The sequence below is a fragment of the Paenibacillus sp. 481 genome, from assembly GCF_021223605.1.
Lineage (GTDB): Bacteria > Bacillota > Bacilli > Paenibacillales > Paenibacillaceae > Paenibacillus_B.
Map to the genome: position 1 here is coordinate 418,294 of NZ_CP075175.1, position 24,911 is coordinate 443,204.

Sequence of the window (24,911 nt, forward strand, 5' to 3'; positions counted from 1 at the left end):
AAGAAGGAACACAATGTGTTCCAACTTTTAGCGCGTCTGTTGATTGCTAATTAGCTACTATGCGTTTTGCATTCCTAAAGTGAGGATTACAAGTTTGCTTGTGCCATTACCTCTTCAACAAAGTTATCTACTTTTTTCTCCAAGCCTTCGCCCAATTCGAAACGAACGAAACGACGGATTGAGATGTTTTCGCCAATTGTAGCGATTTTTTCTTTCAACAATGTTTCGATCGTTTTGTCTGGATCTTTAATGAATGATTGCTCCAACAAGCAGAACTCTTCGTAGTACTTGCTGATGCGACCTTCAACCATTTTTTCAACGATTTTCTCAGGCTTGCCTTCGTTCAAAGCTTGAGCCTTCAAAATTTCTTTTTCTTTTTCGATCTCTTCCGCAGATACTTCATCACGGCTTACGAATCTAGGAGCGGATGCAGCGATGTGCATAGCAACGTCGCGTGCGAACTCTTTAAATTGCTCTGTTTTACCTACGAAGTCTGTTTCGCAGTTGATTTCTACCAATACGCCGATACGTCCGCCAGCGTGGATGTAAGATTCGCATACACCTTCTGTAGCGATGCGGCCAGCTTTGTTAGCTGCTGCTGCAAGGCCTTTTTCACGCAAGAATTCGATCGCCTTTTCGATGTTACCGTCTGTTGCTTCCAATGCCTTTTTGCAATCAAGCATACCTGCGCCTGTTTTTTCGCGCAACTCTTTTACAGCACTCGCATTAACTGCCATGTTGTATACCCTCCATCAATATATTGGCCGTCTGACGTAACACCTATGTACGTGCAGACGCGCATGTTAGTTTACCTTAAAAAAGGGCGGTGAGAGGTGAATCACCTGCCAACCACCCTTTTAATCATCCAATTTACACGTTCGTAATTAAGCTGTTGTTTGCTCGCCTTGGTTAGCTTCGATGATAGCATCAGCCATTTTCGCAGTAAGCAATTTAACCGCACGGATCGCGTCGTCGTTACCAGGGATAACGTAGTCGATTTCGTCCGGATCACAGTTCGTATCAACGATACCAACGATTGGGATACCCAATTTACGAGCTTCTGCAACTGCAATACGCTCTTTACGTGGATCGATTACGAACAATGCGCTTGGCAATTCTTTCATGTTCTTGATACCGCCCAAGAACTTCTCCAAACGGTCTTTCTCTTTGCGAAGCAAGATAACTTCTTTCTTAGGCAACAATTCGAATGTACCGTCTTGTTCCATAGTTTCAAGCTTCTTCAAGCGATCAACACGCTTTTGGATTGTTTGGAAGTTAGTCAATGTACCGCCCAACCAACGTTGGTTGATGAAGTACATACCAGCGCGCTCAGCTTCCTCTTTAACAGAGTCTTGAGCTTGCTTCTTAGTTCCAACGAACAATACTGTTCCGTTTTCACCAGCGAGGGATTTTACAAAATTGTAAGCTTCCTCTACTTTTTTCACTGTCTTTTGCAAGTCAATGATGTAAATCCCGTTACGTTCTGTGAAGATATATTTATCCATTTTTGGGTTCCAGCGACGAGTCTGGTGACCAAAGTGTACACCAGCTTCTAAAAGCTGTTTCATGGAAATAACTGCCATCTTCACTTCACCTCCTAATATGGTTATTTATCCGCCGCCGACGGCATTTCTTACTAAGACTTGCCGCACTTAACGCGACAGCAAGCACCCTTAATAAAATTAATCGGCGTGTGTTATCAACACCGTCAATTAATATACCATAACAGCCTATTAGTTGCAACAAATTTGCATGCATATCATGACAAAGTCACTGCTTTGTCATCATTTTATCATGATTGTACATCCACAAAAAAACCGCCCTGAAAAATGGGGCACATTTTTCTTAGAGCGGTATTCGAACGTCAAACGGACAAACGTATTTATCGTTTAGCCGTTCGGGTGACTCGTAATAATTTCCAATACATCCGCCATCTCGGCAGGAACATTAAAAACGAATGTTCCTGTGCGGAGCTTACGCTGCTTCTTATGTTTGAAAATGAATCCTTCAAACGCGTCCGCGCTCGCGACGACACCTGCTTTCGCCAATTGCGCCGCAACTTCAGAAGATCCACTTTGAGCAGCAACTTTAACCGTAATCTGAGATGTCTCGGATTGTTTGACAGAAGAAACTTTATCTTTTGCTGATGGTTTCGTTGCGTCTGTGGGCAAAGCAGGCTGCTTATTCGGTTGACCTGTTGCCGATGCATTTCCCTTTGTGACTTTGCTATCTTCAGAAGATGATACGGCAGTTCCAGATGAAACAGCTTTACTGTCGGCTGCTCGTTTATGTTCTGATACATTGGCTGTATCTTTTTGTCCTTGTAGTGATAATTCATTAGCAACGTTTCCTCGCGCTACAAGATCAAAGCCGGCTTGATCCGCAGCACGACGTAATGCTTGCTCACTCATCGGTTTCGACGCTCGTTCTCCAATCAAGCTTAATTGAAGTAAAATAGCACCGATTATCATACCCGCTCCGATGCCCACAATAAAATTTTTATCTTTAATCACACCGCACCGCCTGCTTTCGCCAACTGAATGACAAGCTGCACTTCGCCTCGTGGCATAGCTAACCGTTCAGCAATCTGTTCCTCGGGAACTCCTTCTTCCATTAGAGCAAAGAGATCGGCATATCGCTCTCGTATCGATGGAGTTGCCGTTTCCACAATCGCCTCAGCCTCGGAAGTAGGTACTGCCGAGAGCGCTGAAGCCATATCGCTTTCTGTATTCGGTTCGCCTACAATAGCATACTCAGAAGACTTAACTGTAGCAGCCTTCATCGATGCAACCATTGATTGCGGCGATACAGGCTCAACAGCTTGCGTAGCCGAAGGGATCGTAGCAGCTAAAGTTGCACGCTGCTCTTCCTCATGGGCGATCACACTCGCTTGCTCCCACTTTGCCTCTAAAGCGTCCATACGACGGCGCAATGCATCGTCGCGTAGCTCGCCCTCTTTTTTCATTCGCTCGATAATCGTAACAAGCTTTTCATTTTCAGCTGCTACTTCTTCCACATAGTGCTCAAGTGTTTCTTCCATATTGCGTTGCGTATTAGCTGTGCTTCCGTCTGTCACCTTTTGAGCTCGAAACCATCCGAACATCACCACTACAGCACCAAGCAGCACAATATATATCCAAGGATCGCTCATGCGTCTCCTCCTTCTATCAAGCACGTATTGCCTCATTCATTAGCATGAATAATCAATGTGATTTCCTTTATAAGGATGTTTGGCAGGTTTAGCAGGATAATCAGTCAACTGCTCTTGATTATCCTGCTTCTGGCCCTTAGCATGCTGGTTATGCTGACTACCGGAACGCTGCTCCTGATCCCGAATACGACTTTCAGCCGTTTCGTCGATTTTCTCGCTCTTTTTCCGGTTTGATTCCGTCAGCTTCGCCGTCTGCTCATTTAACAGCATTTGATCGGTTGTCGGTCGTTGATGAAGTTGCTGCTGTATATTCGAAGCCTCGTTTGTCCGTGGTATAGCAATTTGTAGTTCTATCGATTTTAGACTCATCCTATCACCCCTATATAACGAGTGTTAACACTCAAAGTGGTGTGCATCGTGCAACGCAATAGACTTATAAATCGTTCATTCTTAGAACTATTGATATGCATTCATGACAATGTCGCCTTCGCTAAGCCGGAACGTCACTCTTTTAGAAGCATCCTTAACAAAGCGAGTGTTACGACCAATTACAATTTTGGATCCGCCATAAATAACATTAAACACGTCGACACGTGCTGTTGTCGTATCCTCAAGCATTTTCTCGATTTCAAAAATACGATCTCTTATTTCCGTTTGTTCCTGCACAACTTGCTTTTTTGTAGAATTAAGCTTTATACGCAAACCGAGCTTCTCACCTGTCAATTGGCCAGTAGAAGCAAGCTGATCAAGCAAACGAAGTGCTTTTTCGGTTTTTTCTAAGCCGTCTATGCTCGTTCTTAAATTGCTGCGAAGTTGTGTTAGCTCGTTGCGTAAATCTGGCTGGACGCCAACTTCTAAGACAGTAGCCGTGGACATCGTATTCCCGATCGTTCGTGCAGATACACGCTCACCAGCCTGTATAATGCCGCCAACGATAAGTCCTTTAGTACCATTGCAAGCCACTTGCTTACCTGCTCGAATATGAGAATGCAATATGCTTTGCGTAACGAGAACATCGTTAAACGCACTAACGTTAGCTTCTTGAATAAACGAGCATTTTACGTTATGTCCCGCTTTAACTAATCCTTTGTTTCCTGCAATAATACCACCCGTAACCTCAACCGAACCGAGCGCTTCGATAAGTGCACCTTCAACTCCACCATAAACCCGAATGTCTCCAGAAGCCTTTACCGTAAAGCCTGTCAATACGTTACCACGGATGACGATGGTGCCTACGAAGTCAATGTTGCCCGTGCGATAATCGACATCTCCGTTCACTTCGTATACGGGGAACACGTTAATTTTTTCTCGATCGGTACGCGCGATAAGTCCATCAATCGTCGCGTACATAAAGTTGCCGTCTTGATCCACGACAACATTTTTACCGATTTTAAAACGTGCCTCTTTTCCGTCTTTACTCTTTAATGGTTCACCGGTTACATCTATACCCGCAATGCCCGGACGAGCTGGAATGCGTTGAGCAATACGTTGACCTTTAAGAATGTTGTCCAGGTTTTTCACCTGTTTCAAATCCACAGTACCATCCTCATGCTCAAGCGGTCGTTGTTCTTGCTCACCACTTTTTATTAGCATACGAATGTATCCATCTTCCCCACTGACAGACGGCTTGCCTTCTGCAATCATCGTAGCTCCTTGCTTAAAGGCAACTGGATTAGAAGCGATTTCTTGCAGCACTTTAGTTAGTACACCAAACCGTACCTCGTGACTGCGTACAAACGATTCCAATTGTTCGAACGTGCATCCAAACGATTCATCATATTTCACAAAATGTAAGTAGGCATGTAGCTTATGCTCTGAGAATGTAATATCTATGTAGTCTTCTAACGCCAATGTCATACTCACGAAATATCCCCCTTTCGTGAAGCGCGGTTAAGCGGTTAAGCTTCCATTAGCATTTCCTTGTTTTTTTCTAAGGCCGTACGTAGTCGCAAAATGGCTTTGGAATGCAGCTGTGAAATCCGGGAAGGTGACAGTTGCATCACTTCAGCGATTTCGCTAAGCGACAAATCCTCGTAGTAGAACAAAGAAATGACCATTCGCTCTTTTTCGGTTAATTTCTCAATACCATATACAAGCGATTCTTTTAAATAATGTTCGTTCACTTTGAATTCAGGATTTACAGCCTTTTCATCCACTAAAAGTGAAATGCGTGTTTCCGACTCTTCTTCTCGGATCGGATCTTCCAACGAGCATAAAGACATAATAGCGACATCCTGTAGCATCCCATGAAACTCTTTTTCACTGACGTTCAAGTAGTCGCTCATTTCAGAATCGCTTACATTACGCAAATAATGCTGCTCCAGATGCTGATACGCTTCCTCTATCTTTTTGGCCTTTTCTCGAACAGAACGAGGAACCCAGTCCCCCTGACGCAATCCGTCCAAAATGGACCCGCGAACGCGCCAAGAAGCGTAAGTTTCGAATTGCAGACCACGTTGATAATCGAATTTTTCGATCGCATCAATAAGCCCCATTACGCCATTACTTGCCAAGTCGTCCTTGCTTACGTTACGCGGCAAGCCCGCGGCCAATCGATTGGAGACGAATTCGACGATCGGCAAATAAATTTCAATGAGTTGTTTTTTTGCTTCTTGCTCGTCATGTTCTTTCCAGCGCAACCACAACTCGTAATGCGAACATTGATTTAATTTCTGCACGCTCACCGATATTCAGCCTCCTTACTTTTGTGCTAAGTGACGAACGGCTTGCGCTAATTGCTCAGCATCCATAGGTTGTTTGCTGACTAGTTTCGGCGGTTTTAATGGTTGAAATGATTGTTCTGCTCCATCTGTTTGAGCAGCATCGTTGTCAGAAGCCGTGTGGTTAGACGTTCCGCGCAATAAATCTTGCAAGCTGTCCGACTCATCCGGTGTTTTTAAATCAACCAATCTTCCCTTCCCATCACTAGACACCTGTGACACTGGGCCTTTAGCCTGTTTACTCCCTTGCGGATTAAGCATAGTGCCCATTGCATATCGCAGTAGAAAGCAAAGTGCAAACCATGCAACAAAAGCAACTACACCTCGAAGCAAACTCGTGAACCAAATATTACTGTTGATGGATGCCATAAATGTGATAACAAAACCAATTGTTCCACTAACTAGATTCCAACGTATTGTTCCTATCATCGTTATAATTCCTTTACACCCTTTTGTACGCTGCGAATGTTTAACATTCCGCTTTCACATGAAAGCTCGATCGTGCGACCATAGTTGCCACCTGTATCTTCTGCCAACAACGGAATGCCTTGCAACTGTAATGCTTGTTTGCATGATTCTACATTTCGTGGACCAATACGCATCATATCGTTGCTAGAATGAAAGGCAAACATTTGTGCGCCACCTGCCATTTTCGCTTCTAAACGTACGAGCTTAGCCCCTTCGATCGTCATACGTCGGATCAACTCCGGTATGGCCGTATCGGCATATTTGGCAATGTTGCGAGCGCCTTCACGTGCAATTTCCGATGACGGAAGCATCACATGCGCCATTCCCGCAACTTTGGCAACAGGATCGTATAACGTTAATCCGACGCATGAGCCTAATCCGGTCGTACGAATCGATCCCGAACGGCAAACATTGAGGTCGGCCATACCGACTTTGACAACCGTTGACTCCTCAATCATTCGTATGGCACTCCCAATGCAGCGAATATTTTCGAAAAAGAGTCTGGATCCGGAATTAAGAAAAACGTTCCTTGCACTTCATTGCCATCTTGCAAAAATTTAGTGTCGATTAACAGGGCACTGTCTCCCATTTCGCCATACTGAAGCAGTCCGTAATTTAATACTGCTCCTGCCATGTCGATAGCCAATTGTGGCACAGTTGGCGACATGTAAAGTTTCGTAAAATCAGCTAATGATGACAAGTAGGATCCTGCTAAAATGTTGCCGATTTCACCTAGAGCGGATATTTCCATTTCAGAAAAATCTACTCCATCCTCCATTTGTAGCGACGATAACCGAGCCAGTAGCATTTTTGCAGCCTCTAGTTCAAACATGAAGAAGAGATGGCTTGGTACCTCGCCTTCTACTCGGAAGTAAATGGCGATAACGACCTGTTCAGGTCCCCCTACTTCATCGGCAATGCATTCGAAGGGCATTAAGCGAACATTAGGCACTGCCATATCCACCGGAACATTCATTAGTCGAGAAAGTGCCGTTGCGGCGTTGCCGGCACCTATATTTCCGACTTCCTTGAGAACGTCCATCTTAAATTCACCGAGCGATTCGTAAAGGTGCACCAGTTTACACCTCTAATTGTTCAAGCTTAACAATTTCGCTCTTGTGCAATACTTCAGTCAAATTCAGCATAATCAGTAAACGATTATCACCGATTTTGGCCACGCCGCGCAAATATTTCGCTTGAATACCGCCAACTACTTCCGGTGCTGGTTCTATGCTGTCTTCGTTAATATCCATAACATCACTCGCTGCATCTACGATAAAGCCAACTTCTAATTCTTGATGAGTGACGATAATAATTCGCGTTTGATCCGTGAATTCAGATTCCGGCAAGCCAAATCGTCCACGCAAATCAATGATAGGTACAACGACCCCACGTAAATTGATAACACCCTTAATAAAATCGTACGTCTTTGGTACACGTGTAATCGGCGTCATACGCTCGATCGTTTTAACTTTTTCTACTTCAATGCCGTATTCTTCATGAGCCAGCGAGAACACGACTACTTTCAACTCTTCTGCCATCTGTGTCATCCCCCTTATTCATCGTTTATTTCAGCAATGCGTTAGGATCAACAATAAGTGCAACTTGTCCATCACCTAAAATAGTAGCGCCCGATATACCTGGGACCGATTTTAAATAATTTCCAAGCGGTTTAAGCACAATTTCACTTTGACCAATGAAATCATCAATCGCGAGCGCCGCCAGACGCTCTCCTTTACGGACAATAATGATCTCAATTTCTTCTTCTTGGAAATCGGAATATTCCGTGCAGTCAAACAATGCACTCAGGGACAGCAATGGTATTACGCTGTCGCGGTAATCGATCATTCGCATACCGCCGTGTAAACGACGAATTTGCTGTTTGGATACCATTCCCGTCTCCACAATGGAAGTCAACGGAATGGCGTATTTTTCGTTGCCGAGTCGGAACAGCATCGCGGACAAAATCGACAGTGTAAGCGGTAACTGAACAATAAACTTTGTTCCATGTCCAAGCTTCGACTCGATAATGACATGTCCACCAAGCGATGTAATTTTAGACTTAACGACATCTAGACCAACACCGCGTCCTGAAACGTCTGATACTTTTTCGGCAGTACTGAACCCGGAAGCAAACAGCAACTGATACACCTGCTCATCACTCATCGAAGCTGCCTTTTCTTGTGTAACAATGCCATTTTTCATCGCCTTGTTCAGCACAAGTTCACGATTAATACCGCGTCCATTTTCCTCAATTTCAATAAATACATGGTTACCGTTATGGTAAGCACGCAAATTCACTGTGCCCGTTTCTGATTTGCCAGCAGCAATACGATCCGATATCGGTTCGATACCGTGGTCAACAGCGTTGCGCAGCAAATGAACAAGCGGATCACCGATCTCATCAATGACCGTTCGATCTAATTCCGTGTCAGCGCCTGTAATGACGAAATCTACTTTCTTATCGAGCGATTTCGCTAAATCACGTACCATCCGCGGAAAGCGATTGAACACAACATCGATCGGAACCATGCGCATTTTCAACACGATATTTTGCAAATCAGAGCTTACACGCGTCAAATGCTCAACCGTCTCCGTCAGCTCATTCTGTTTCAAATCGCCTGCTATCTTCTCCAACCGCACACGATCAATCAACATTTCGCTAAGCAAGTTCATCAGTACGTCCAAACGATCAATGTCTACCCGAATCGTCCGATTTTGCACAGCTTTATTTGCCGTCGCAGCAATTGTTTTAGCACTCGTCGCTGCCGGATCTTCTTTCATTCCTCCCGCAGCTGCGTTCGCAGGTGCCGAACCATTTTGCGGTGCAGCCTGTTGCTCAACAACTGCTGTCGCTGCCACTTCTTGCTTGCCTGACAGCGCTTGAATGCGGTCATTCCATTGCTTTATATCTTCTAAACCAAGCGAAGTTACGTGAACGCTCTCCAGCTCGGACACCGTTCCGACTTCCTTTTCAAGCACAGCCGCTTCCGTAGTCGTTACGAAAAAGACATGAAAACTGCCGTCAAACTTATCTTGTTCGATGTCTTGCGCTGGCGGTGTCGATTTAACGACTTCCCCATGCGGCCCTAACACTTGGAACACCATGTATGCTCGAGCTGCTTTAAGTACGCAATCTTCTCGTAGTTGAACGCGCATATGATAGACGTGCAAGCCAGCTTCAACCGATTGCTCTAAGATCGAACGCTGAAACTCGTCCAACGTGTCTGCGTCGTCTTCAGCCTGCTGCTGTTCACTTGTTGCCGCTGAGTCTGCATGCTTGTAATCGCCACGCACAATGGACTGCAAGGCAACAACAATTTGAGTTACGTCGGCTTTGCCCGCACCACCTGCTGTAATATCGGCAACCATCGCTTCAAGCGCATCTAAGCTTTTAAACAGAGCATCGAATATAAATTCATCCATCGCCAATTGGTTATTGCGCACAAGGTCAAGCACATTTTCCATCTCGTGCGTCAGCGAGGCTAAATCTTCAAATCCCATCGTAGCGGACATCCCTTTTAACGTATGAGCGGAACGAAAAATGACTTGAACGATGCTCACATCGTCCGGACGGCTTTCCAATTCCAACATGTGCTCATTTAACGCTTGCAAATGGTCGTTCGCTTCGTCTATAAACATGGATAAATATTGGTTCAAATCCATGCTAGAACACCCCTTTCAACGGATTGCAAGGCGATAACCGCCTTATTTCATTGCGTTTGCGACGGCATCCGCCATTTCGTGCAAAGGTACGATGCAAGACACACATCCCAGTTCTATCGCCGCACGAGGCATACCGTACACAACACAGCTTTGTTCGCTTTCAGCAAACGTCGATTTAACACCTTGCTTGTACAATTGATTCATCATCTTAGCACCATCACTTCCCATACCTGTTAACAGAACGAGATGACGTTCAAGGCGATTCAACGGGAGCAACGATTCGAACAAGGAGTCAACAGAAGGGCGATGGCCAGAACGCGGCTCCGTCTTCATCAGTCGAATGCCATAAGTTCCGTCTGTGTTTGCACATACTGTCATGTGCAGTCCCCCAGGTGCGACATACACGGTTCCTGCTTGCAAAATGTCGCCTTCTTGTGCTTCACACACATCGAGCTCACTGTATGTATTTAATCGTTGTGCCAGTGAATTCGTAAAATTGGGCGGCATATGCTGCACGATAAGTACCGGAGCCGGAAGCTGCTTTGGCAAATTGGACAGTAATTCCTTTAATGCCCTTGGTCCTCCTGTAGAGGTGCCGATTGCCAAAATGTGACGGAATGATTTCTTTCCGCTTGTTGAGCCTTTTATTTTCGGTTCGTGTTGTACGTGCTCTTGAATATCCTGAACCCGCTCTGCTTGCTTTCTAGCAATTGGAGCAGTGCTAGGTGCCACTGCCTGTCCACTGGTGCGATCTTTAGGAGCTAAGCTAAGTTCATTTCTTTGTCCTGTGCTATGTTTAGGTTCATTACGTTTATGTATGTGCTGCTGTCCTGTTAATGGAGAATCCGCCACTAGCGGCTTCCCCTTTGGCTTATCGTTAGGCTTATCGTTAGGCTTATCGTTAACCTGTTCGACTTTAGCTATAGGCGCATGCGGAACCTGAATCGGCTCAATGCGTTTGTTTACCTGTGTATGTGCTGCAGCAATACGCTTCTCTTCATTAGTACGATTTCTCGCAGCATTCAACGCCTGTTCAGTCTGCTCGCTTAGCTCACGCTGTCTTGCCTCTACTTGAGCTTGAATCGCTTGCAACTGCTGTCTACGCTCATAAGAGGTGATAGCAGCATGCAGTTTTTCAATAAGCATTTCACCAACTTGCTGAATGTTGCCCATCCCACTACTAGGGCTGGGCTTGCACACGAAGTCGAATGCACCATACTCCAAGGCAGATAACGTTTCTTGTCTACCTTCTTCAGTCAAGCTAGATAGCATAATAACAGGAGTAGGACATTCCCCCATTATTCGCTGTAAAGCTTCTAGTCCGTTTTGAATCGGCATCTCAACGTCTAACGTAACCGCGTCAGGCCGCAACTGCTGGATTTTCTCCAGCGCCTCAATGCCATTACTCGCTGTACCCGCGATATCGAAAGAAGCGTCTTGTGCGATTAAATCAGAAATTATTTTTCGCATGAAAGCTGAATCGTCCACGACAAGCACTTTCTTCGTTGTCATCCCGCACCACACTCCTTATGACATGGACTTCTGCTAAATAATTACTTTTAAAGCACCATTCATGTGAGCGTAACTCTTCACTAGTTGGACCATCGGCGCAACCACTTGTGCAAAAACTGCTTCACACCGCCGTTATGGTTATGATCGGTCTGCTGTTGACCCTTCACATACACTTGTGCAAGCTGTCGGATTTGTTTGGAAACGATACTGTCCGGGTAAAGCAAACTAAATGGCATTTGCTTTTTCACAGCTTGCATGACGAGCGGATCATCAAAGAGATAGCCGAGTGTCGGCAGTTCAATCTTTAAGAATTGCTGGGCTACAGACTGCAATTTGTTAGCAGTCTGTTGTCCTTCGTTCCAATCCATTGCCCGATTGATGACAAGTCGAAACTGCGTATCACTGAACATGCCGGAAACGACTTTAATTAATGCATAAGCATCCGCAATGGATGGCGGTTCAGGAGTCGTGACGACGAATGTTTCATCAGCAGCAGATATAAAGCGTATCGTTTCTTTGCTAAGCCCTGCACCTGTATCAAACAAAATAACGTCGTACCGATCTGCCAGCGCCTCCATCTGCTGCAAAAACGATTCTAGCTGCTCCGTAGGCAAATCAAGCAAATCGGTAAACCCAGAGCCTCCTGGAATGTAATGCAGTCCACGCGGGCCAATCTGAATAATGTCTTGCAAGCTCTTTCGTTGCTGCATGACATGTACAAGATGGACAGTTGCCCGTGACCCGAGTAGTACATCAATGTTAGCCATGCCAATGTCGGCATCGAACACTAGCGTACGGAGCCCACACTCTTGTAGTGCCAGCGCAAAATTTATCGAAAAGTTGGACTTTCCGACGCCGCCTTTGCCACTTGTAACCGTGATCACACGGGCACCTGCTGTCGTACTTTTCCTGTTATCCGCCTCATTTGGTTCCACACTCTTGCGAGCGACTAAACGGCGTAACGCTTGCGCTTGGTCCATCATTTGTCTACTCTCCTAGTAAGAGCCGAATGACGTCTTCTGCTTCAAACAGCTTTAAATCGTCCGGCACGTTCTGTCCTGTCGTAACATAACTAAACGGAATATTCGTTCGTTCAGCTATGTTGACGTAAGCGCCATACGTGTCCGTCTCATCTGCCTTCGTAAATACAATGCGTTCAATCGGCTGCTTTGAAAATTGTTCGAGCAGCATGGTCATGTCCGCTGTCTTTGCGGTGAGGCTAAGCACGAGATACGTTTCGCTGTCCGAGAGCGGCTTTAGCATCGAATGAAGCTCATTAACAAATAAATCGTTACGATAGTTGCGTCCTGCTGTATCCATAAGAATAAGATCGCAATCACGTAGTGCATTCACAGCTCGTTCCGTATCGCTAGGTGAAGTCACGACTTCAAGCGGCACGTTCAGAATCGACGCATACGTCCGTAACTGCTCAACTGCTGATATACGATACGTATCAGACGTAATCAAGCCTACTTTACGGCGATGATGAAACATCTGATCAGCTGCCAGCTTAGCAATCGTAGTCGTTTTGCCTACTCCTGTAGGACCAACTAGACATACAATACGCGAGCTAGGCGCAATTCCTGCAACGTGTCGGGTCGACAGCAATTCACGTAGTACGATGCGTAGCTGTTCACGTACCGTCCTCTCATCAGGTTCCTTCAATTCGAGCAGACAACAACGATCCCACACCTGCTGTGCATATCCATACGCAGTATCCGGTAGAACGCCCTGCGCAATTAAGTGCTGCTCTGCGCGCTTAATTGCTTCAGGCCAAGCTTCATAATTGGCTTGCCGCATCATCTGCTCCATCATTTGCTTCATTTCGCGCAACTCATCGCGAACAGTCGCATCTGCTGGCTCGGGCTGAACAGACTTTGCAGCACCTGTTGGAGCTGCTCCCTCTGTATTCGCCGCGTGAATAGCTGTAGAATGCGGCAAGGCGCCGACACTCATCTTCGAATTTGACGAAAGATGTGCCGACGCATTCAACAATTCACGCTGCGTAGATACAGGGGTGGAACCATTCGAGCCATTAGCAACACTTGCATCGTTGGAACGACTCTGTCCCTGCCTCACGTCAGCGCTACCGTTAGCATAGCCACTGCTGCTATTGCTATTGTTGCTGTACGCATTCCGAGCCACCACCGGCGGCACAACCCCAGCTGCTTGCGGCATCGCTGCACTTGGCTGTGCTGCTGGGCGAACAGCTGCCGATGCTTGCTCATCGACAGCTGCTACTACCTCAATACAGCGTTTGCGGAACATTCCGAGAAATCCGCCAACTTTAATTTCTTTTGTGCTGATGATGACTGCATCTTTCCCTAATTCTTGACGAATTTGGCTCATTGCTTCAGGCATCGTCTCCACGAGATATCGTTTTACTCTCATACATTCACCACTCCGACGCTCTGAATTTCAACGTTTGGCTCTAACTCGTTATAAGACAAGACAGGTACATCCTGCATCGTCCGATCCATAAGTTGTCGCACATACATCCGTACTGTCGGCGATGCCAGCAAAATGGGCTGGTATCCCATTTGCAGCAAGCGCTGCATCTGCTCGCTAATACGCTGATACACATGCTGCGTCGTTCCTGGGTCCATCGCTAGGTATGAACCGTGCTCGTTTTGCTGAATGCTCTCCGCTATTTTCTTTTCCAACGAAGGGCCAACAGTAATGACTTGCAGCGTTTCACCAGGTATCGTATACTGCTGTGTAATTTGACGTGCCAATGCCTGACGAACGTATTCGGTCAGCACATCTGGATCTTTTGTATAAGTCCCATAGTCGGCCAGTGTCTCGAAAATGCTGACTAGATCGCGAATCGATATTTTCTCGCGCAACAGCTTAGCAAGCACCTTCTGTACGTCACCAATAGACAGTACATTCGGAATAAGCTCGTCCACAAGTGCTGGATACTGCTCTTTAACCGTCTCAACAAGCGACTTCGCTTCTTGGCGTCCGACAAGTTCGTGCGCATGCTTTTTCACAATCTCTGTCAAATGCGTCGCTACAACAGACGGCGGATCAACGACGGTATAACCAGCTAGTTCTGCTCTTTCCTTCATGGCTTCATCTACCCATAAAGCTGGCAAGCCAAAGGCAGGTTCCATCGTTTCAATACCAGCAACTGTCTCATCATCGTAGCCAGGGCTCATTGCCAAGTAATGATTAAGCAATAGTTCACCTTTAGCAACGGCGTTGCCTTTAATTTTGATGATATATTCATTCGGCTTTAATTGAATATTATCCCGAATGCGAATAACTGGAACAACGAGACCGAGTTCGAGTGCACATTGGCGTCGAATCATAATGATTCGATCCAGCAAATCGCCACCCTGCTGAGCATCAGCTAACGGAATAAGACCATAGCCAAACTCAAATTCAATCGGATCAACTTGTAACAAGTTGATTACGCTTTCCGGGCTGCGAACTTCTTCAATTTCTTGCTCTTCTACGAGTTGCTCATCAGCCATCTGCTGTTTGTTCATTGTTTGCTGCATCCGGTAGGCAGAAAATGCTAGTACAGCTGCAAATGGAATCGTAGCTGCCAAGCCGATTGGCGTTAACACACCCAAAAATGTTATCGTACCAGAAACGATATACAGTAGCTTCGGATAAGCAAACATTTGCTCGCTCATATCGTCGGCCAAATTGCCATCAGATCCAGCACGTGTCACGATCAAACCAGCCGCAGTCGAAATGAGTAGCGCTGGAATCTGGCTCACCAAGCCATCACCAATCGACAATATCGAGAAATTAGCTGCGGAATCGCTAAAGCTCATTCCGTGAACCGTCATACCGATAATAAATCCACCGACTAGGTTGATGATTAGAATGACGATACTCGCGATCGCATCACCTTTGACGAATTTACTAGCACCATCCATAGAACCGAAAAAGTCGGCTTCACGTTCAATTTTTTGACGGCGCTCACGTGCCTGTTGCTCATTAATTAGTCCTGCGTTCAAATCTGCATCAATGGCCATCTGCTTACCAGGCATCGCGTCGAGTGTAAAGCGAGCAGCAACCTCTGCTACGCGCTCCGAACCTTTCGTGATAACGATAAATTGTACGACAACCAATATTAGAAACACGACAAGTCCGATTGCGATATGCCCTTGTGCTACCCATTCACCGAACGTGCGCACGACGTCACCCGCTTCACCTTTAGACAAAATAAGCTTTGTCGTCGAGACATTTAACGCGAGTCGAAATAGTGTCGTTATTAGCAGCAATGCCGGGAAAATAGAAAATTGCAGTACTTCCCGCGTGTTCATGGCAATAAGCAAAATCAAGAGCGCTACTGATATGTTGATCACCAGCAAGATGTCCAACAGCAAAATCGGTATAGGCAAAACCATCATGAGCACGATGCCGATGACACCGACTAAGACGATTATATCTCTCGTTTTCACGGTTTATTTACCTCCATCCTATCCGCTCAATTCCCTTTGCCTTTCAATTTGTATACATATGCCAACACTTCCGCCACCGCTTGGAACAAATCGGCCGGAATGGAGTCGCCGATCTCCGTCCGTTCGTACAGTGCGCGTGCGAGCGGCTTGTTTTCCATGGTCATAACGCCATGTTCTTTGGCGAGTTCTTTAATTTTCAAAGCTACGTAGTCCTGTCCTTTTGCAATGACTTGCGGCGCCTCCATTGCATTTCCGTCATAACGTACCGCAATCGCAAAGTGCGTCGGGTTCGTAATGACGACATCCGCTTTTGGCACTTCTTGCATCATACGCATTAACGCCATGCGCCGCTGACGCTCGCGAATTTTACCTTTGATAAGCGGATCGCCTTCCATTTTTTTAAACTCATCTTTGATGTCCTGTTTTGACATCCGTATACTTTTCTCGAATTCATATCGTTGATAAATGTAGTCAAACACAGACAGAATACAAAGCGCCGCACCGATCTTGATCCCAAGTATTACGGTCAAATGAGCGGTGTAACCAAGTATTTCAGAAAGCGGCACGTGCGACAGCTCCAAAATCCGGGCTTGCTCATCCAAAATGGATAAATACACAATAACGCTAATAATAGTGAGCTTAATGATGGATTTCAGAAATTCAACGAGTGAGCGCATTGAAAAAATGTTTTTGAACCCTTTAATAGGGTCAATTTTACTGAACTGCATTTTCAGCGGCTCGCCGGTAAATAGAAATCCGATTTGCAAATAGCTTGCGACTAGCGCCATAATAAATGCAATTAGCATGATGGGCGCAAGTAGAATTAAAAATTTTACAAACAAAAAGCCAAAATAGTCGATAATGTTATTGATTGATAATTCCATCAATAAGTGATGTTGAAAGGTATCCGCAAACAATTCAAACGTACGTTCTTTAAAGAACCCACCCATCATAAGCAAGCACATGAACGTCGCCAGTAAAATAATTGAGCCCGTTAAATCCATACTCTTGGCAACTTGACCCTTATCACGGGACTCTTGCCGCTTCTTAGGAGTTGCTTCCTCTGTCTTCTCTTGCGAGAACAATTGCAAGTCGAGTTTCAGTCGCAGTTTTTTCTGCGAATGATCTTGATTTACAAAAGGTTGAATATATTGTAATTCCTTCATTAAGCAGCCCCCTGCATGACACGCAGTAATTGTTCTAGTGCTTCGAACATCGAAGTGAACATCTGCTGCATGACGTAGATAAGGCCAGGTACGACCAATAACAGTAAGACAAGGCCCACAATAATTTTTAAAGGTAGACCAATGACGAATACGTTAAACTGCGGTGCTGTTCGGGCTAAGAATCCCAGTGCTACGTCCGTTAAAAAAAGCGCAACAATAATCGGCGCAGACACTTGAAAAGCAATCATAAACGCTTGCGCAAAGGATTGAGTAATGAACTCTGTCACTTGTCCGCTTGCGATCTGACTATAGAACCCGTTATGATCAACAGGCATCCATTCAAAGCTTTTCATGATTCCATCAATCAAATAATGATGACCGTTCATCCCAAGAAATAATAGAACGACAAAGACGTACTTAAAGTTGCCCATCATGGGCGAGCTCGTCCCTGTAAGCGGATCGACGACATTCGCCATACCAAAGCCAATCTGCATGTCGATAATCGAACCTGCTGTCTGTACAATGGTGAAAAACAAATTCGCTAAGAATCCGATTAGCAATCCGATAAGCACTTCACGTATAATGAATAAGACATAAGTTCCATCAACTGGAACCGTGCTACCAAGTCCGAACAATAAATAGGCAATAAGACTAATAAAAAATGCAATGCCTAGCTTGAACTGTGTTGGCACGCCACGAGACGAGAAGATTGGAACGGTGACAAAGAACGCTGAAATTCGACACAGCGTGAGCAAAAAAACAGGGAAAGCTTGTACGAGCATTTCCATCGCGCCACAGCCTAACCAATATATTGATGCAAATTATTTAAAATGGTATGTGTGAAATCGACCATACTCGTCAACATCCACGGTCCGAACAACAACATGACGACGAGTACCGCGATAATTTTCGGTACAAACGCCAGCGTCTGCTCTTGTATTTGTGTTGTCGCTTGAAATACACTTATAATTAAACCGACAATGAGCGCAACGGCCAACATCGGGGCACTAATTTTTAGTGTAGCGAACACGGCCTCTCCGGCTAAACCGATAATAAATTCCGCACTCATCGCACAAACCTCCTATATACCCGTCTATCGTCAAACGTTAAAGCTCATCAGCAACGATTTGACTATTAAGTACCAACCGTCTACGAGTACGAACAGCAAAATTTTAAACGGCAACGAAATCATGACTGGTGGGAGCATCATCATCCCCATCGCCATCAAAGTACTGGCAATGACCATATCGATAACGAGAAATGGTATGAAGATCATGAACCCCATTTGAAATGCCGTTTTCAACTCGCTAATCGCAAAGGCGGGAACGAGTACTGTTAAAGGAATGTCCTTGTACGATTTCGGTTTATCCGTTTTGGTGTATTTCATAAATAAGAGTAAATCTTTTTCCCGAGTATGAGAGAACATGAATTTCTTCATTGGTTCTGAAGCTTTATCCAGCGCTTGAGTTTGGCTAAGTTCACCTTTCAAATAAGGCTGCAAGGCTACTTTATTGACTTCTCCAAGCGTTGGGGACATCACAAACAAAGTCATAAAGAGTGCTAAACCAATTAATATCTGATTGGGTGGCATTTGCTGCGTTCCTAATGAAGTACGCACGAAGCCCAGCACGATGACAATCCGTGTAAACGATGTCATCAAAATAAGAATAGCAGGTGCCAGACTTAACACTGTAATTAACAGCAAGATACCCAATGAAGTTGCGCCAGACTGTGGCCCACCATTGCCGACTTTAATGTCGATATTCGGGATGACAGATGACGCAGCCGCCCAATCAGCAGCAAGACCAGAAAATAGCGTCATTGCAGTTAGCGTGAGTATCAATTTCTTATTCATGGGTCCATCTACCGATCTGAATTGGTATCGTCCTTCAGTAATTGCTCCACTTGGCGATTGCGGTTCGGCAGTTGCTCAAGCTTTGCGTGAAACATTTCATGGAATGATACAGAAGACGAATCTGCATCATGTATTTCGATATCAAGCTGTTTCGTTGACTGCTTGCGCGAATTGCGCAGACGGTCAAGCCAATCTCTCCAACCTGTCGGCCAAGTCATGTGCCGGGCAGCATGTGCCGCCTGAAAGGCGGCTACAATTTGCGCTGCCTGCTCGGGGTCGGACACCTTATCAATTAAAGTAATGTCCTCCCCGATGCCCAGCACATACACGACATCTCCGACCTCGACAATTTGCAGTGACTTGTTAGGTCCTAGTCCAGTTCCGCCTATCGTACGAATACCTTGATTCATTTGCCATAGGCGGTTTTTTCGACTCAACAATTTAATGAATAGAACGATAAGTACTATAATGACAGCAAGTGACAGCAATACCGTCACTAAACTGCCTATGTAATCGCCGAATCCTGAAGCCTGCGGTATTTGAGCGCCGGAAGCCATCAGTTTAACCTAGCGTCTTCTTAATAGCCTCGATAACGCGGTCTGCCTGGAATGGCTTCACGATGAAGTCTTTAGCGCCTGCTTGGATCGCATCGATAACCATCGCTTGCTGTCCCATTGCGGAGCACATAATGACTTTTGCGTTCGGGTCCATTTTACGAATTTCTTTCAATGACGTAATACCGTCCATTTCCGGCATTGTAATGTCCATTGTAATAAGGTCTGGTTTATGTTCTTTGTACTTTTCGATCGCTTGTGCACCGTCCGATGCTTCACCCACGACTTCATAACCATTCTTAGTCAGAATGTCGCGAATCATCATTCGCATAAACGCTGCATCATCTACGATCAAAATACGGTTTGCCATCGTTGAGAGTCCTCCCTAAATCTTATTGTAGTTTCTGAATTCGATCCCACTGGTTGATGATGTCTGTGACGCGTACGCCGAAATTCTCATCGATTACAACAACTTCCCCTTTTGCAATGAGTTTGTTGTTGACGAGAATATCCACAGGTTCGCCTGCCAGCTTGTCTAACTCGATAATTGAACCTTGCGACAGCTCCAAAATCTCTTTGATTTGTTTGTGTGTCCTACCTAATTCTACTGTGACTTTAAGCGGGATGTCCAACAATAAATTTAGATTTGATTCGTCAGGCTGCACAAATGGTGCAGACTGTAAATTAGCAAATTGGACAGGCTGTACGTTCGTATTCCGGTTTTGCACCGCCCCGTAAGCCGCAGGAGCTCCCTGAGCTGGATGCTGGCCATACATTGGGTCATTCATTTGCCCAACATTTGGCGGATATGGAGATGGAGCTGAATAGCCTCCGCCCATAGGGTTTGACTGCTGCACTTGCGGCTCAGGTTGAGCATAACTAGGTGCTTGATGGCTTGCTGTAACAGCTGCCGCAGTTTCAGCAACCGTATCGACACTAATCGGCTCTGTAGAGCCCATCAAGCTGCGTACCATTTCCCGTGCAAACGGTATCGTCAGCAATTGCATAATTGTAGAATCAATTAAGTCGCTAATCGTTAAGCGGAACGAGATTTTAACAAGTACCTTGTCTTCCGGTAAGTTGTTAACCCCTTCACCACTCAACGTGTTCAAAATACCGATGCCTGGCGGTGAAATATTTACCATGCGATTAAAAATCGTTGACATGGATGTTGCAGACGAACCCATCATTTGATTCATCGCTTCCTGAACAGCACTAATATGAATTTCGTTCAATTCGTCGGAAACGTTGTGTCCATCTCCACCTAACATCAAGTCAGCAATAATTTGCGCATCAGATGTTTTGATAACTAAAGAATTGACTCCTTCAAAACCATCCACGTAACGCACATGCACCGCCACGTGCGGCTTCGGGAACTCATTTTCTAAGTTATCTTTGTTTAACGCCGTAATACGTGGCGTCGTAATTTCAACCTTCTTGCCTAGCAAGGTCGATAGTGCTGTCGCCGCACTGCCAAAAGTAATGTTGCCGATTTCACCAAGCGCGTCAATTTCAATCGGGTCCAAATATTGTTCGACGGAAGGAGTCGCGGCATCTGCAGCAGACGGTTCGTCACCCGTTTTTTTCAATAATGCGTCAATTTCCTCCTGCGACAAGTACTCTTTACTCGTCATGCTCTTCCACTCCTTCATCTAACACTTGCTCGATTTGCACCGCCATGCGGTCTTTCAGCACACCCGGCGAGCCGATATATTTCACGCGGTCGCCTATCCGAATGTCCAAGCCTTCGTCTACTGATTTGTTCAGCGCAATGACGTCACCGACACTCAGTTGCAGCATTTCATTCACCGTAATTGAAGAGCTCCCCAACTCGGCCGAAATGAGCAATTTTGCTTTGCTGACACGTTGACGCAGCTTTTCAATTTCTATCGGTTCCCGCGTTTTTTTCTCCGATACGAACCAAGAGTGTACCGATAATTTCGGCATAATTGGCTCGATAACAACGTGCGGAATACATAAGTTAATCATGCCAGTTGTATCTCCGATTTTTGTACTCAATGAAATGAGTGCAATCGTTTCGTTAGGAGACACGATCTGCATAAATTGCGGGTTCGTCTCAAGAGCTTCCAATCGCGGACGAATGTCCAGCACATTTTTCCACGCCTCTTGCAAACTATCAAATGCTCGACTAAAAATACGTTCCATAACTGTCGTTTCAATTTCAGTTAAGGCGTTAATTTTCGTCGGAGTTGTACCTACGCCTCCTAAAAGGCGATCCAGCATCGCAAAAGCAACGTTCGGATTCACTTCCAATACCATGCGGCCTTTAAGCGGCTCAGCTTCGAAAATGTTCAAAATTGTCATTTTCGGGATCGATCGAATAAACTCATCGTACGGTAATTGCTCAACCTGAACGACATTAATTTGCACGAAAGTGCGCAACTGCGCTGAGAAATAAGTCGTCAAATATCTAGAAAAATTTTCGTGGATGCGAGTTAAACTGCGAATATGGTCTTTTGAAAAACGAACGGCTCGCTTGAAATCGTATGAACGGATTTTGCGCTGCGTTTCCTCTTTTTTCAACTCTTCTGCATCCATCTCGCCAGAAGACAACGCCGCCAGTAAAGCGTCAATCTCGTTCTGCGATAAAACGTCAACCAATCGTTTCACCCCCTTACAGGAATCAGCAACAACACTTGTGACTGAAAGTTCTTTAGATGCGTGTCATAATAAATTCAGTCAAGTCAACTTGGATAAGCTTTCCTTCTGGAAGCTCTTTATTTATGAGATCGAGCAACCTCGCACATAACTGATCCTGACCTTTTTCGCCTTGTAAATCTTCAGGCTTCATATTCGCTAATACACGCAATATAAGCGGCTTGATACGCAAATCTTTAATTTTGTCAAAATCCTCTTTCGTGCTTACACTATCGAGTTGGAATGCAAATGCCGTTAGCACCACATACTCTCGATCTGCTAAATTCGTCTTAATGTCCGTCATTTGTGACGTCATTTCTACGATTTCATCCGCAGATAGTTCAATTTTTTCAGAACTAGCTGCATCCGTTGGTGAGTTGCTAGTTCCTGTGTTCAACAACATGATGACTACTAATGCGATCAATGTAACGGCAAGCAGCATCGTGATCATCCACGGCAACATTCGTTTCATGGCTGTCCCTCCGATGATTGTGTCTTAATCGTTCCTGAAACGACTCCAACGGAACGTATGTATTGTTGAATAAGGCTGATAACTTCGGAAGCATCCTCTAACACGATTATTCTTTTGCCTGTCGTCAACGAAATGTACGTATCAGGCGTTTCTTCTACGGATTCAATCAGTAACGCGTTAAGCCACATTTTTGAACCGTTCAGACGTGTAACCTGTATCATCGTTTAACCTCCTTTACCAGCATAACCGCAAGCCCCTGACTCAGCTTTTTGTGATTCATGCAAACATTTTGTTACGTAACCACTAAATCAGGAGCCCGCAGCCGTTATACGATCAGCCTTATCGTTTCAAATTAACTACTTCTTGCAGTACTTCATCGGAAGTCGTAATGATACGTGAGTTCGCTTGGAAACCACGTTGCGCAACGATCATCTCCGTGAATTCTGCTGTCAAATCGACGTTCGACATTTCCAATTGACCGGAAATGATAGCGCCTGTACCAACCTCGCCGTTGTTCGCATTCGTGATGGTTACTTCACCATCAGGACTGGAGTTTGGCGTGCTGCGATACAAGTTACCACCCATCTTTTCCAAACCTTCTGGGTTAGGTACTTTAACTACCCCGATAAATGTTCCAGTTGCAGATGTAGTTCCATCATTGATCTTCGCAATAATTTCGCCTGTTTCAGAAATAGTAAAAGATGTAACATCTTCACCAAGTTGAATATTAGCTCCATCGCTGCTCATCACAAACATACCGTCTGAAGTAACCAAGTTGCGATCTGCATCCAAATGGAAGTCGCCCGCACGTGTCAAGAATGGAACTTCCTGGTCTTCACTCAATCTCACAGGGAAAAATCCATCGCCGTCAATTCGCAAATCAAGCGGACGGTTTGTTGTCATTGCACTACCGCCCGTATGAATCGTGTCGATAGCAGCTATCTCAACACCAAGACCGATCTGCTTCGCGTTTATACCCCCTTGATTGTCTCCAGGAGGTGTAACTCCAGAAATGGTTTGGCTCATAATATCTTTGAACATTACACGTCCAGCTTTATAGCCAGCCGTATTAACGTTCGCAATGTTGTTACCGATGACGTCGAGTTTCGTTTGAAAACCACGCATACCCGATACGCCTGAATACATCGAGCGAATCATTAATTCAACCATCCTTTCAAATTGAAAATATATGTGTACATTCTTTGCTCACTTCCGTCGGTCCATGAGCTCGGGCCCCCTATTCGGTCCAGCCCATCTAAAGCGATATCGTTGTTATTTCATTAAAATCGCGCTATCGATCTCCGTGAACACATGGTCGCGTTGAGACGCTTCATCCAAGGCTGTAATAACGGTTCGTGCCTTTACATTTACAATAAACGCAGCATTGTCAACGACAACTAACGCTTGCTTTGAGCCCTTGCCTGCTGCTTGTGCCACAGCTTGCTGCACTTTGCCCATAAGCTCAGAAGTCAGTTCCAAACCACGCTCTTGCATCCGTACCTTAGCATGATGACTAAAATGCACCGGCTCTGAACGCTTCAACTCTCGTTCTAACATATGTTGGAACGAAGGCTTCGTGGCAGGTTGGCTTAGCTCGCCAGCACGACGCTGTTGCGCATGCAGTGGGGCCGATGATCCGATATGACCAATGGGTCCATTCAGCTTCATGGAGTCAACCCACCATTCGTGCCGTTTGCAGGAGCAGTTGCACCGCCTTTAGTATCGGTTGTCGGACTATTTCCTGCGCTTGGCGCCGGAGCACTCTTTGCTGCGTCACGAATCTCTGCAATCTTCTCGATCTCGATCTGCGCACCGTCCACGTTCGCATACGGTTTGCCGTCTTTAACGAGGATCGATTCCACAACACCGGACTTGAGTTCTCCTTGACCAACGCTGCCATCCGTCTGCTGCTGTCCAGGCACAATCCAAGAGATTTGCTTACCAATCAAATTGGAAGACATGCCGATCGACGACTGCATTGAGTTAATTTGAGTTGAAATCTTCGTCAATTGCTCAACAGAAGAAAATTGTGCCATTTGCGCAATTAACTCATGGTTTTGCAACGGTGACAACGGATCTTGATTTCCCATCTGTGTCATCAAGATTTTGAGAAACTGATCTTTACCTAGCTGCTGTTTCTTCTCATGACTCGGAACCTTTACCAGATTGTCCTTGGCATAGTTAGGCCACACCGGTTTAGGACCTAGCGGTCTATCTGCTTTTATAGTTGTCATAAGGCTTACACCTCCTTGCTCATGTCAACTTCTC

29 protein-coding genes are annotated in these 24,911 nt (G+C 45.4%); all 29 read right to left on the reverse strand.

Annotation, left to right across the window (positions count from 1 at the left end):
* Positions 1-86: 86 nt before the first annotated feature.
* Positions 87-737 (reverse strand): translation elongation factor Ts, encoded by a 651-nt coding sequence (gene tsf / locus KIK04_RS01690; RefSeq protein WP_232276625.1) that lies wholly within the window; start codon positions 735-737, stop codon positions 87-89.
* A gap of 147 nt (positions 738-884) precedes the next feature.
* Positions 885-1,583: a 30S ribosomal protein S2 gene (gene rpsB / locus KIK04_RS01695; protein WP_232276626.1), complete on the reverse strand. Its 699-nt coding sequence runs from the start codon at positions 1,581-1,583 to the stop codon at positions 885-887.
* Positions 1,584-1,889: 306 nt separating this feature from the next.
* Complete coding sequence (locus KIK04_RS01700; RefSeq protein ID WP_232276627.1) at positions 1,890-2,513, reverse strand: hypothetical protein; 624 nt, start codon at positions 2,511-2,513, stop codon at positions 1,890-1,892.
* Positions 2,510-3,151 (reverse strand): hypothetical protein, encoded by a 642-nt coding sequence (locus KIK04_RS01705; RefSeq protein WP_232276628.1) that lies wholly within the window; start codon positions 3,149-3,151, stop codon positions 2,510-2,512. The genes KIK04_RS01700 and KIK04_RS01705 overlap by 4 nt, the downstream gene beginning before the upstream one ends.
* A 39-nt stretch (positions 3,152-3,190) precedes the next feature.
* Positions 3,191-3,520: a hypothetical protein gene (locus KIK04_RS01710; RefSeq protein WP_232276629.1), complete on the reverse strand. Its 330-nt coding sequence runs from the start codon at positions 3,518-3,520 to the stop codon at positions 3,191-3,193.
* Between the two features lie 87 nt (positions 3,521-3,607).
* Complete coding sequence (locus KIK04_RS01715) at positions 3,608-5,014, reverse strand: flagellar assembly protein A (RefSeq protein WP_232276630.1); 1,407 nt, start codon at positions 5,012-5,014, stop codon at positions 3,608-3,610.
* A gap of 35 nt (positions 5,015-5,049) precedes the next feature.
* On the reverse strand, positions 5,050-5,835 hold the full coding sequence (locus KIK04_RS01720) for a FliA/WhiG family RNA polymerase sigma factor (RefSeq protein ID WP_232276631.1): 786 nt from the start codon (positions 5,833-5,835) through the stop codon (positions 5,050-5,052).
* 15 nt (positions 5,836-5,850) lie between these two features.
* Positions 5,851-6,300: a hypothetical protein gene (locus KIK04_RS01725; protein ID WP_232276632.1), complete on the reverse strand. Its 450-nt coding sequence runs from the start codon at positions 6,298-6,300 to the stop codon at positions 5,851-5,853.
* A 2-nt stretch (positions 6,301-6,302) separates the two neighbouring features.
* Entirely contained in the window at positions 6,303-6,797 is a 495-nt protein-coding gene (locus KIK04_RS01730) for a chemotaxis protein CheD (protein ID WP_232276633.1), read from the reverse strand.
* Entirely contained in the window at positions 6,794-7,381 is a 588-nt protein-coding gene (locus KIK04_RS01735; protein ID WP_232278551.1) for a chemotaxis protein CheC, read from the reverse strand. Before KIK04_RS01735 ends, KIK04_RS01730 begins: the two co-directional genes overlap by 4 nt.
* A 37-nt stretch (positions 7,382-7,418) precedes the next feature.
* Positions 7,419-7,880: a chemotaxis protein CheW gene (locus KIK04_RS01740; protein WP_232276634.1), complete on the reverse strand. Its 462-nt coding sequence runs from the start codon at positions 7,878-7,880 to the stop codon at positions 7,419-7,421.
* 25 nt (positions 7,881-7,905) lie between these two features.
* Positions 7,906-10,005 (reverse strand): chemotaxis protein CheA, encoded by a 2,100-nt coding sequence (locus KIK04_RS01745; protein WP_232276635.1) that lies wholly within the window; start codon positions 10,003-10,005, stop codon positions 7,906-7,908.
* Between the two features lie 42 nt (positions 10,006-10,047).
* On the reverse strand, positions 10,048-11,517 hold the full coding sequence (locus KIK04_RS01750; protein ID WP_232276636.1) for a protein-glutamate methylesterase/protein-glutamine glutaminase: 1,470 nt from the start codon (positions 11,515-11,517) through the stop codon (positions 10,048-10,050).
* A gap of 80 nt (positions 11,518-11,597) precedes the next feature.
* Positions 11,598-12,500, reverse strand: coding sequence for a MinD/ParA family protein (locus KIK04_RS01755; RefSeq protein ID WP_232276637.1), 903 nt, complete (start codon positions 12,498-12,500; stop codon positions 11,598-11,600).
* Positions 12,501-12,504: 4 nt separating this feature from the next.
* Positions 12,505-13,908, reverse strand: coding sequence for a flagellar biosynthesis GTPase FlhF (gene flhF / locus KIK04_RS01760; RefSeq protein ID WP_232276638.1), 1,404 nt, complete (start codon positions 13,906-13,908; stop codon positions 12,505-12,507).
* The gene (gene flhA, locus KIK04_RS01765; protein WP_232276639.1) at positions 13,905-15,938 is read right to left on the reverse strand and encodes a flagellar biosynthesis protein FlhA; all 2,034 of its coding nucleotides are present in this window, start codon (positions 15,936-15,938) and stop codon (positions 13,905-13,907) included. The genes flhF and flhA overlap by 4 nt, the downstream gene beginning before the upstream one ends.
* A 26-nt stretch (positions 15,939-15,964) precedes the next feature.
* Entirely contained in the window at positions 15,965-17,104 is a 1,140-nt protein-coding gene (flhB, locus tag KIK04_RS01770) for a flagellar biosynthesis protein FlhB (protein ID WP_232276640.1), read from the reverse strand.
* Complete coding sequence (fliR, locus tag KIK04_RS01775; RefSeq protein ID WP_232276641.1) at positions 17,104-17,892, reverse strand: flagellar biosynthetic protein FliR; 789 nt, start codon at positions 17,890-17,892, stop codon at positions 17,104-17,106. Before fliR ends, flhB begins: the two co-directional genes overlap by 1 nt.
* Positions 17,893-17,903: 11 nt before the next feature.
* Complete coding sequence (gene fliQ, locus KIK04_RS01780; RefSeq protein WP_232276642.1) at positions 17,904-18,173, reverse strand: flagellar biosynthesis protein FliQ; 270 nt, start codon at positions 18,171-18,173, stop codon at positions 17,904-17,906.
* 30 nt (positions 18,174-18,203) lie between these two features.
* Positions 18,204-18,959 (reverse strand): flagellar type III secretion system pore protein FliP, encoded by a 756-nt coding sequence (gene fliP, locus KIK04_RS01785; RefSeq protein ID WP_232276643.1) that lies wholly within the window; start codon positions 18,957-18,959, stop codon positions 18,204-18,206.
* An 8-nt stretch (positions 18,960-18,967) separates the two neighbouring features.
* Positions 18,968-19,516, reverse strand: a complete 549-nt coding sequence (locus KIK04_RS01790) for a flagellar biosynthetic protein FliO (RefSeq protein ID WP_232276644.1) — start codon at positions 19,514-19,516, stop codon at positions 18,968-18,970.
* A gap of 4 nt (positions 19,517-19,520) precedes the next feature.
* Complete coding sequence (locus tag KIK04_RS01795; protein WP_232276645.1) at positions 19,521-19,883, reverse strand: response regulator; 363 nt, start codon at positions 19,881-19,883, stop codon at positions 19,521-19,523.
* 22 nt (positions 19,884-19,905) lie between these two features.
* Positions 19,906-21,147 (reverse strand): flagellar motor switch phosphatase FliY, encoded by a 1,242-nt coding sequence (gene fliY, locus KIK04_RS01800; RefSeq protein WP_232276646.1) that lies wholly within the window; start codon positions 21,145-21,147, stop codon positions 19,906-19,908.
* On the reverse strand, positions 21,137-22,135 hold the full coding sequence (gene fliM, locus KIK04_RS01805) for a flagellar motor switch protein FliM (RefSeq protein WP_232276647.1): 999 nt from the start codon (positions 22,133-22,135) through the stop codon (positions 21,137-21,139). The genes fliY and fliM overlap by 11 nt, the downstream gene beginning before the upstream one ends.
* A gap of 52 nt (positions 22,136-22,187) precedes the next feature.
* Complete coding sequence (locus KIK04_RS01810) at positions 22,188-22,643, reverse strand: flagellar basal body-associated FliL family protein (RefSeq protein ID WP_232276648.1); 456 nt, start codon at positions 22,641-22,643, stop codon at positions 22,188-22,190.
* Complete coding sequence (locus KIK04_RS01815) at positions 22,640-22,864, reverse strand: flagellar FlbD family protein (RefSeq protein ID WP_232276649.1); 225 nt, start codon at positions 22,862-22,864, stop codon at positions 22,640-22,642. Before KIK04_RS01815 ends, KIK04_RS01810 begins: the two co-directional genes overlap by 4 nt.
* 118 nt (positions 22,865-22,982) lie before the next feature.
* Positions 22,983-23,801 carry a flagellar basal body rod protein FlgG gene (gene flgG / locus KIK04_RS01820; RefSeq protein WP_232278552.1) on the reverse strand — a complete coding sequence of 273 codons (819 nt, stop codon included), beginning with the start codon at positions 23,799-23,801 and terminating at the stop codon, positions 22,983-22,985.
* Between the two features lie 114 nt (positions 23,802-23,915).
* Positions 23,916-24,311: a TIGR02530 family flagellar biosynthesis protein gene (locus tag KIK04_RS01825; RefSeq protein WP_232276650.1), complete on the reverse strand. Its 396-nt coding sequence runs from the start codon at positions 24,309-24,311 to the stop codon at positions 23,916-23,918.
* Entirely contained in the window at positions 24,308-24,877 is a 570-nt protein-coding gene (locus KIK04_RS01830) for a flagellar hook capping FlgD N-terminal domain-containing protein (protein WP_232276651.1), read from the reverse strand. Before KIK04_RS01830 ends, KIK04_RS01825 begins: the two co-directional genes overlap by 4 nt.
* Positions 24,878-24,911 lie beyond the last annotated feature (34 nt).

Excerpts from the sequence above, each read along its gene's own strand:
- KIK04_RS01810 (WP_232276648.1), bottom strand. The coding sequence starts at position 22,643 with ATGAAACGAATGTTGCCGTGGATGATCACGATGCTGCTTGCCGTTACA.
- fliY (WP_232276646.1), bottom strand. The coding sequence starts at position 21,147 with ATGACGAGTAAAGAGTACTTGTCGCAGGAGGAAATTGACGCATTATTG.
- fliP (WP_232276643.1), bottom strand. The coding sequence starts at position 18,959 with ATGAATAAGAAATTGATACTCACGCTAACTGCAATGACGCTATTTTCT.
- KIK04_RS01790 (WP_232276644.1), bottom strand. The coding sequence starts at position 19,516 with ATGGCTTCCGGCGCTCAAATACCGCAGGCTTCAGGATTCGGCGATTAC.
- KIK04_RS01730 (WP_232276633.1), bottom strand. The coding sequence starts at position 6,797 with ATGATTGAGGAGTCAACGGTTGTCAAAGTCGGTATGGCCGACCTCAAT.
- tsf (WP_232276625.1), bottom strand. The coding sequence starts at position 737 with ATGGCAGTTAATGCGAGTGCTGTAAAAGAGTTGCGCGAAAAAACAGGC.
- KIK04_RS01735 (WP_232278551.1), bottom strand. The coding sequence starts at position 7,381 with ATGGACGTTCTCAAGGAAGTCGGAAATATAGGTGCCGGCAACGCCGCA.
- flhF (WP_232276638.1), bottom strand. The coding sequence starts at position 13,908 with ATGAGAGTAAAACGATATCTCGTGGAGACGATGCCTGAAGCAATGAGC.
- KIK04_RS01740 (WP_232276634.1), bottom strand. The coding sequence starts at position 7,880 with ATGGCAGAAGAGTTGAAAGTAGTCGTGTTCTCGCTGGCTCATGAAGAA.
- fliQ (WP_232276642.1), bottom strand. The coding sequence starts at position 18,173 with ATGAGTGCGGAATTTATTATCGGTTTAGCCGGAGAGGCCGTGTTCGCT.
- KIK04_RS01795 (WP_232276645.1), bottom strand. The coding sequence starts at position 19,883 with ATGGCAAACCGTATTTTGATCGTAGATGATGCAGCGTTTATGCGAATG.
- KIK04_RS01750 (WP_232276636.1), bottom strand. The coding sequence starts at position 11,517 with ATGACAACGAAGAAAGTGCTTGTCGTGGACGATTCAGCTTTCATGCGA.
- KIK04_RS01745 (WP_232276635.1), bottom strand. The coding sequence starts at position 10,005 with ATGGATTTGAACCAATATTTATCCATGTTTATAGACGAAGCGAACGAC.
- rpsB (WP_232276626.1), bottom strand. The coding sequence starts at position 1,583 with ATGGCAGTTATTTCCATGAAACAGCTTTTAGAAGCTGGTGTACACTTT.
- KIK04_RS01825 (WP_232276650.1), bottom strand. The coding sequence starts at position 24,311 with ATGAAGCTGAATGGACCCATTGGTCATATCGGATCATCGGCCCCACTG.
- KIK04_RS01815 (WP_232276649.1), bottom strand. The coding sequence starts at position 22,864 with ATGATACAGGTTACACGTCTGAACGGTTCAAAAATGTGGCTTAACGCG.
- KIK04_RS01830 (WP_232276651.1), bottom strand. The coding sequence starts at position 24,877 with ATGACAACTATAAAAGCAGATAGACCGCTAGGTCCTAAACCGGTGTGG.
- KIK04_RS01705 (WP_232276628.1), bottom strand. The coding sequence starts at position 3,151 with ATGAGCGATCCTTGGATATATATTGTGCTGCTTGGTGCTGTAGTGGTG.
- KIK04_RS01755 (WP_232276637.1), bottom strand. The coding sequence starts at position 12,500 with ATGATGGACCAAGCGCAAGCGTTACGCCGTTTAGTCGCTCGCAAGAGT.
- KIK04_RS01725 (WP_232276632.1), bottom strand. The coding sequence starts at position 6,300 with ATGATAGGAACAATACGTTGGAATCTAGTTAGTGGAACAATTGGTTTT.
- flhB (WP_232276640.1), bottom strand. The coding sequence starts at position 17,104 with ATGAAGGAATTACAATATATTCAACCTTTTGTAAATCAAGATCATTCG.
- fliR (WP_232276641.1), bottom strand. The coding sequence starts at position 17,892 with ATGGAAATGCTCGTACAAGCTTTCCCTGTTTTTTTGCTCACGCTGTGT.
- KIK04_RS01710 (WP_232276629.1), bottom strand. The coding sequence starts at position 3,520 with ATGAGTCTAAAATCGATAGAACTACAAATTGCTATACCACGGACAAAC.
- flgG (WP_232278552.1), bottom strand. The coding sequence starts at position 23,801 with ATGATTCGCTCGATGTATTCAGGCGTATCGGGTATGCGTGGTTTTCAA.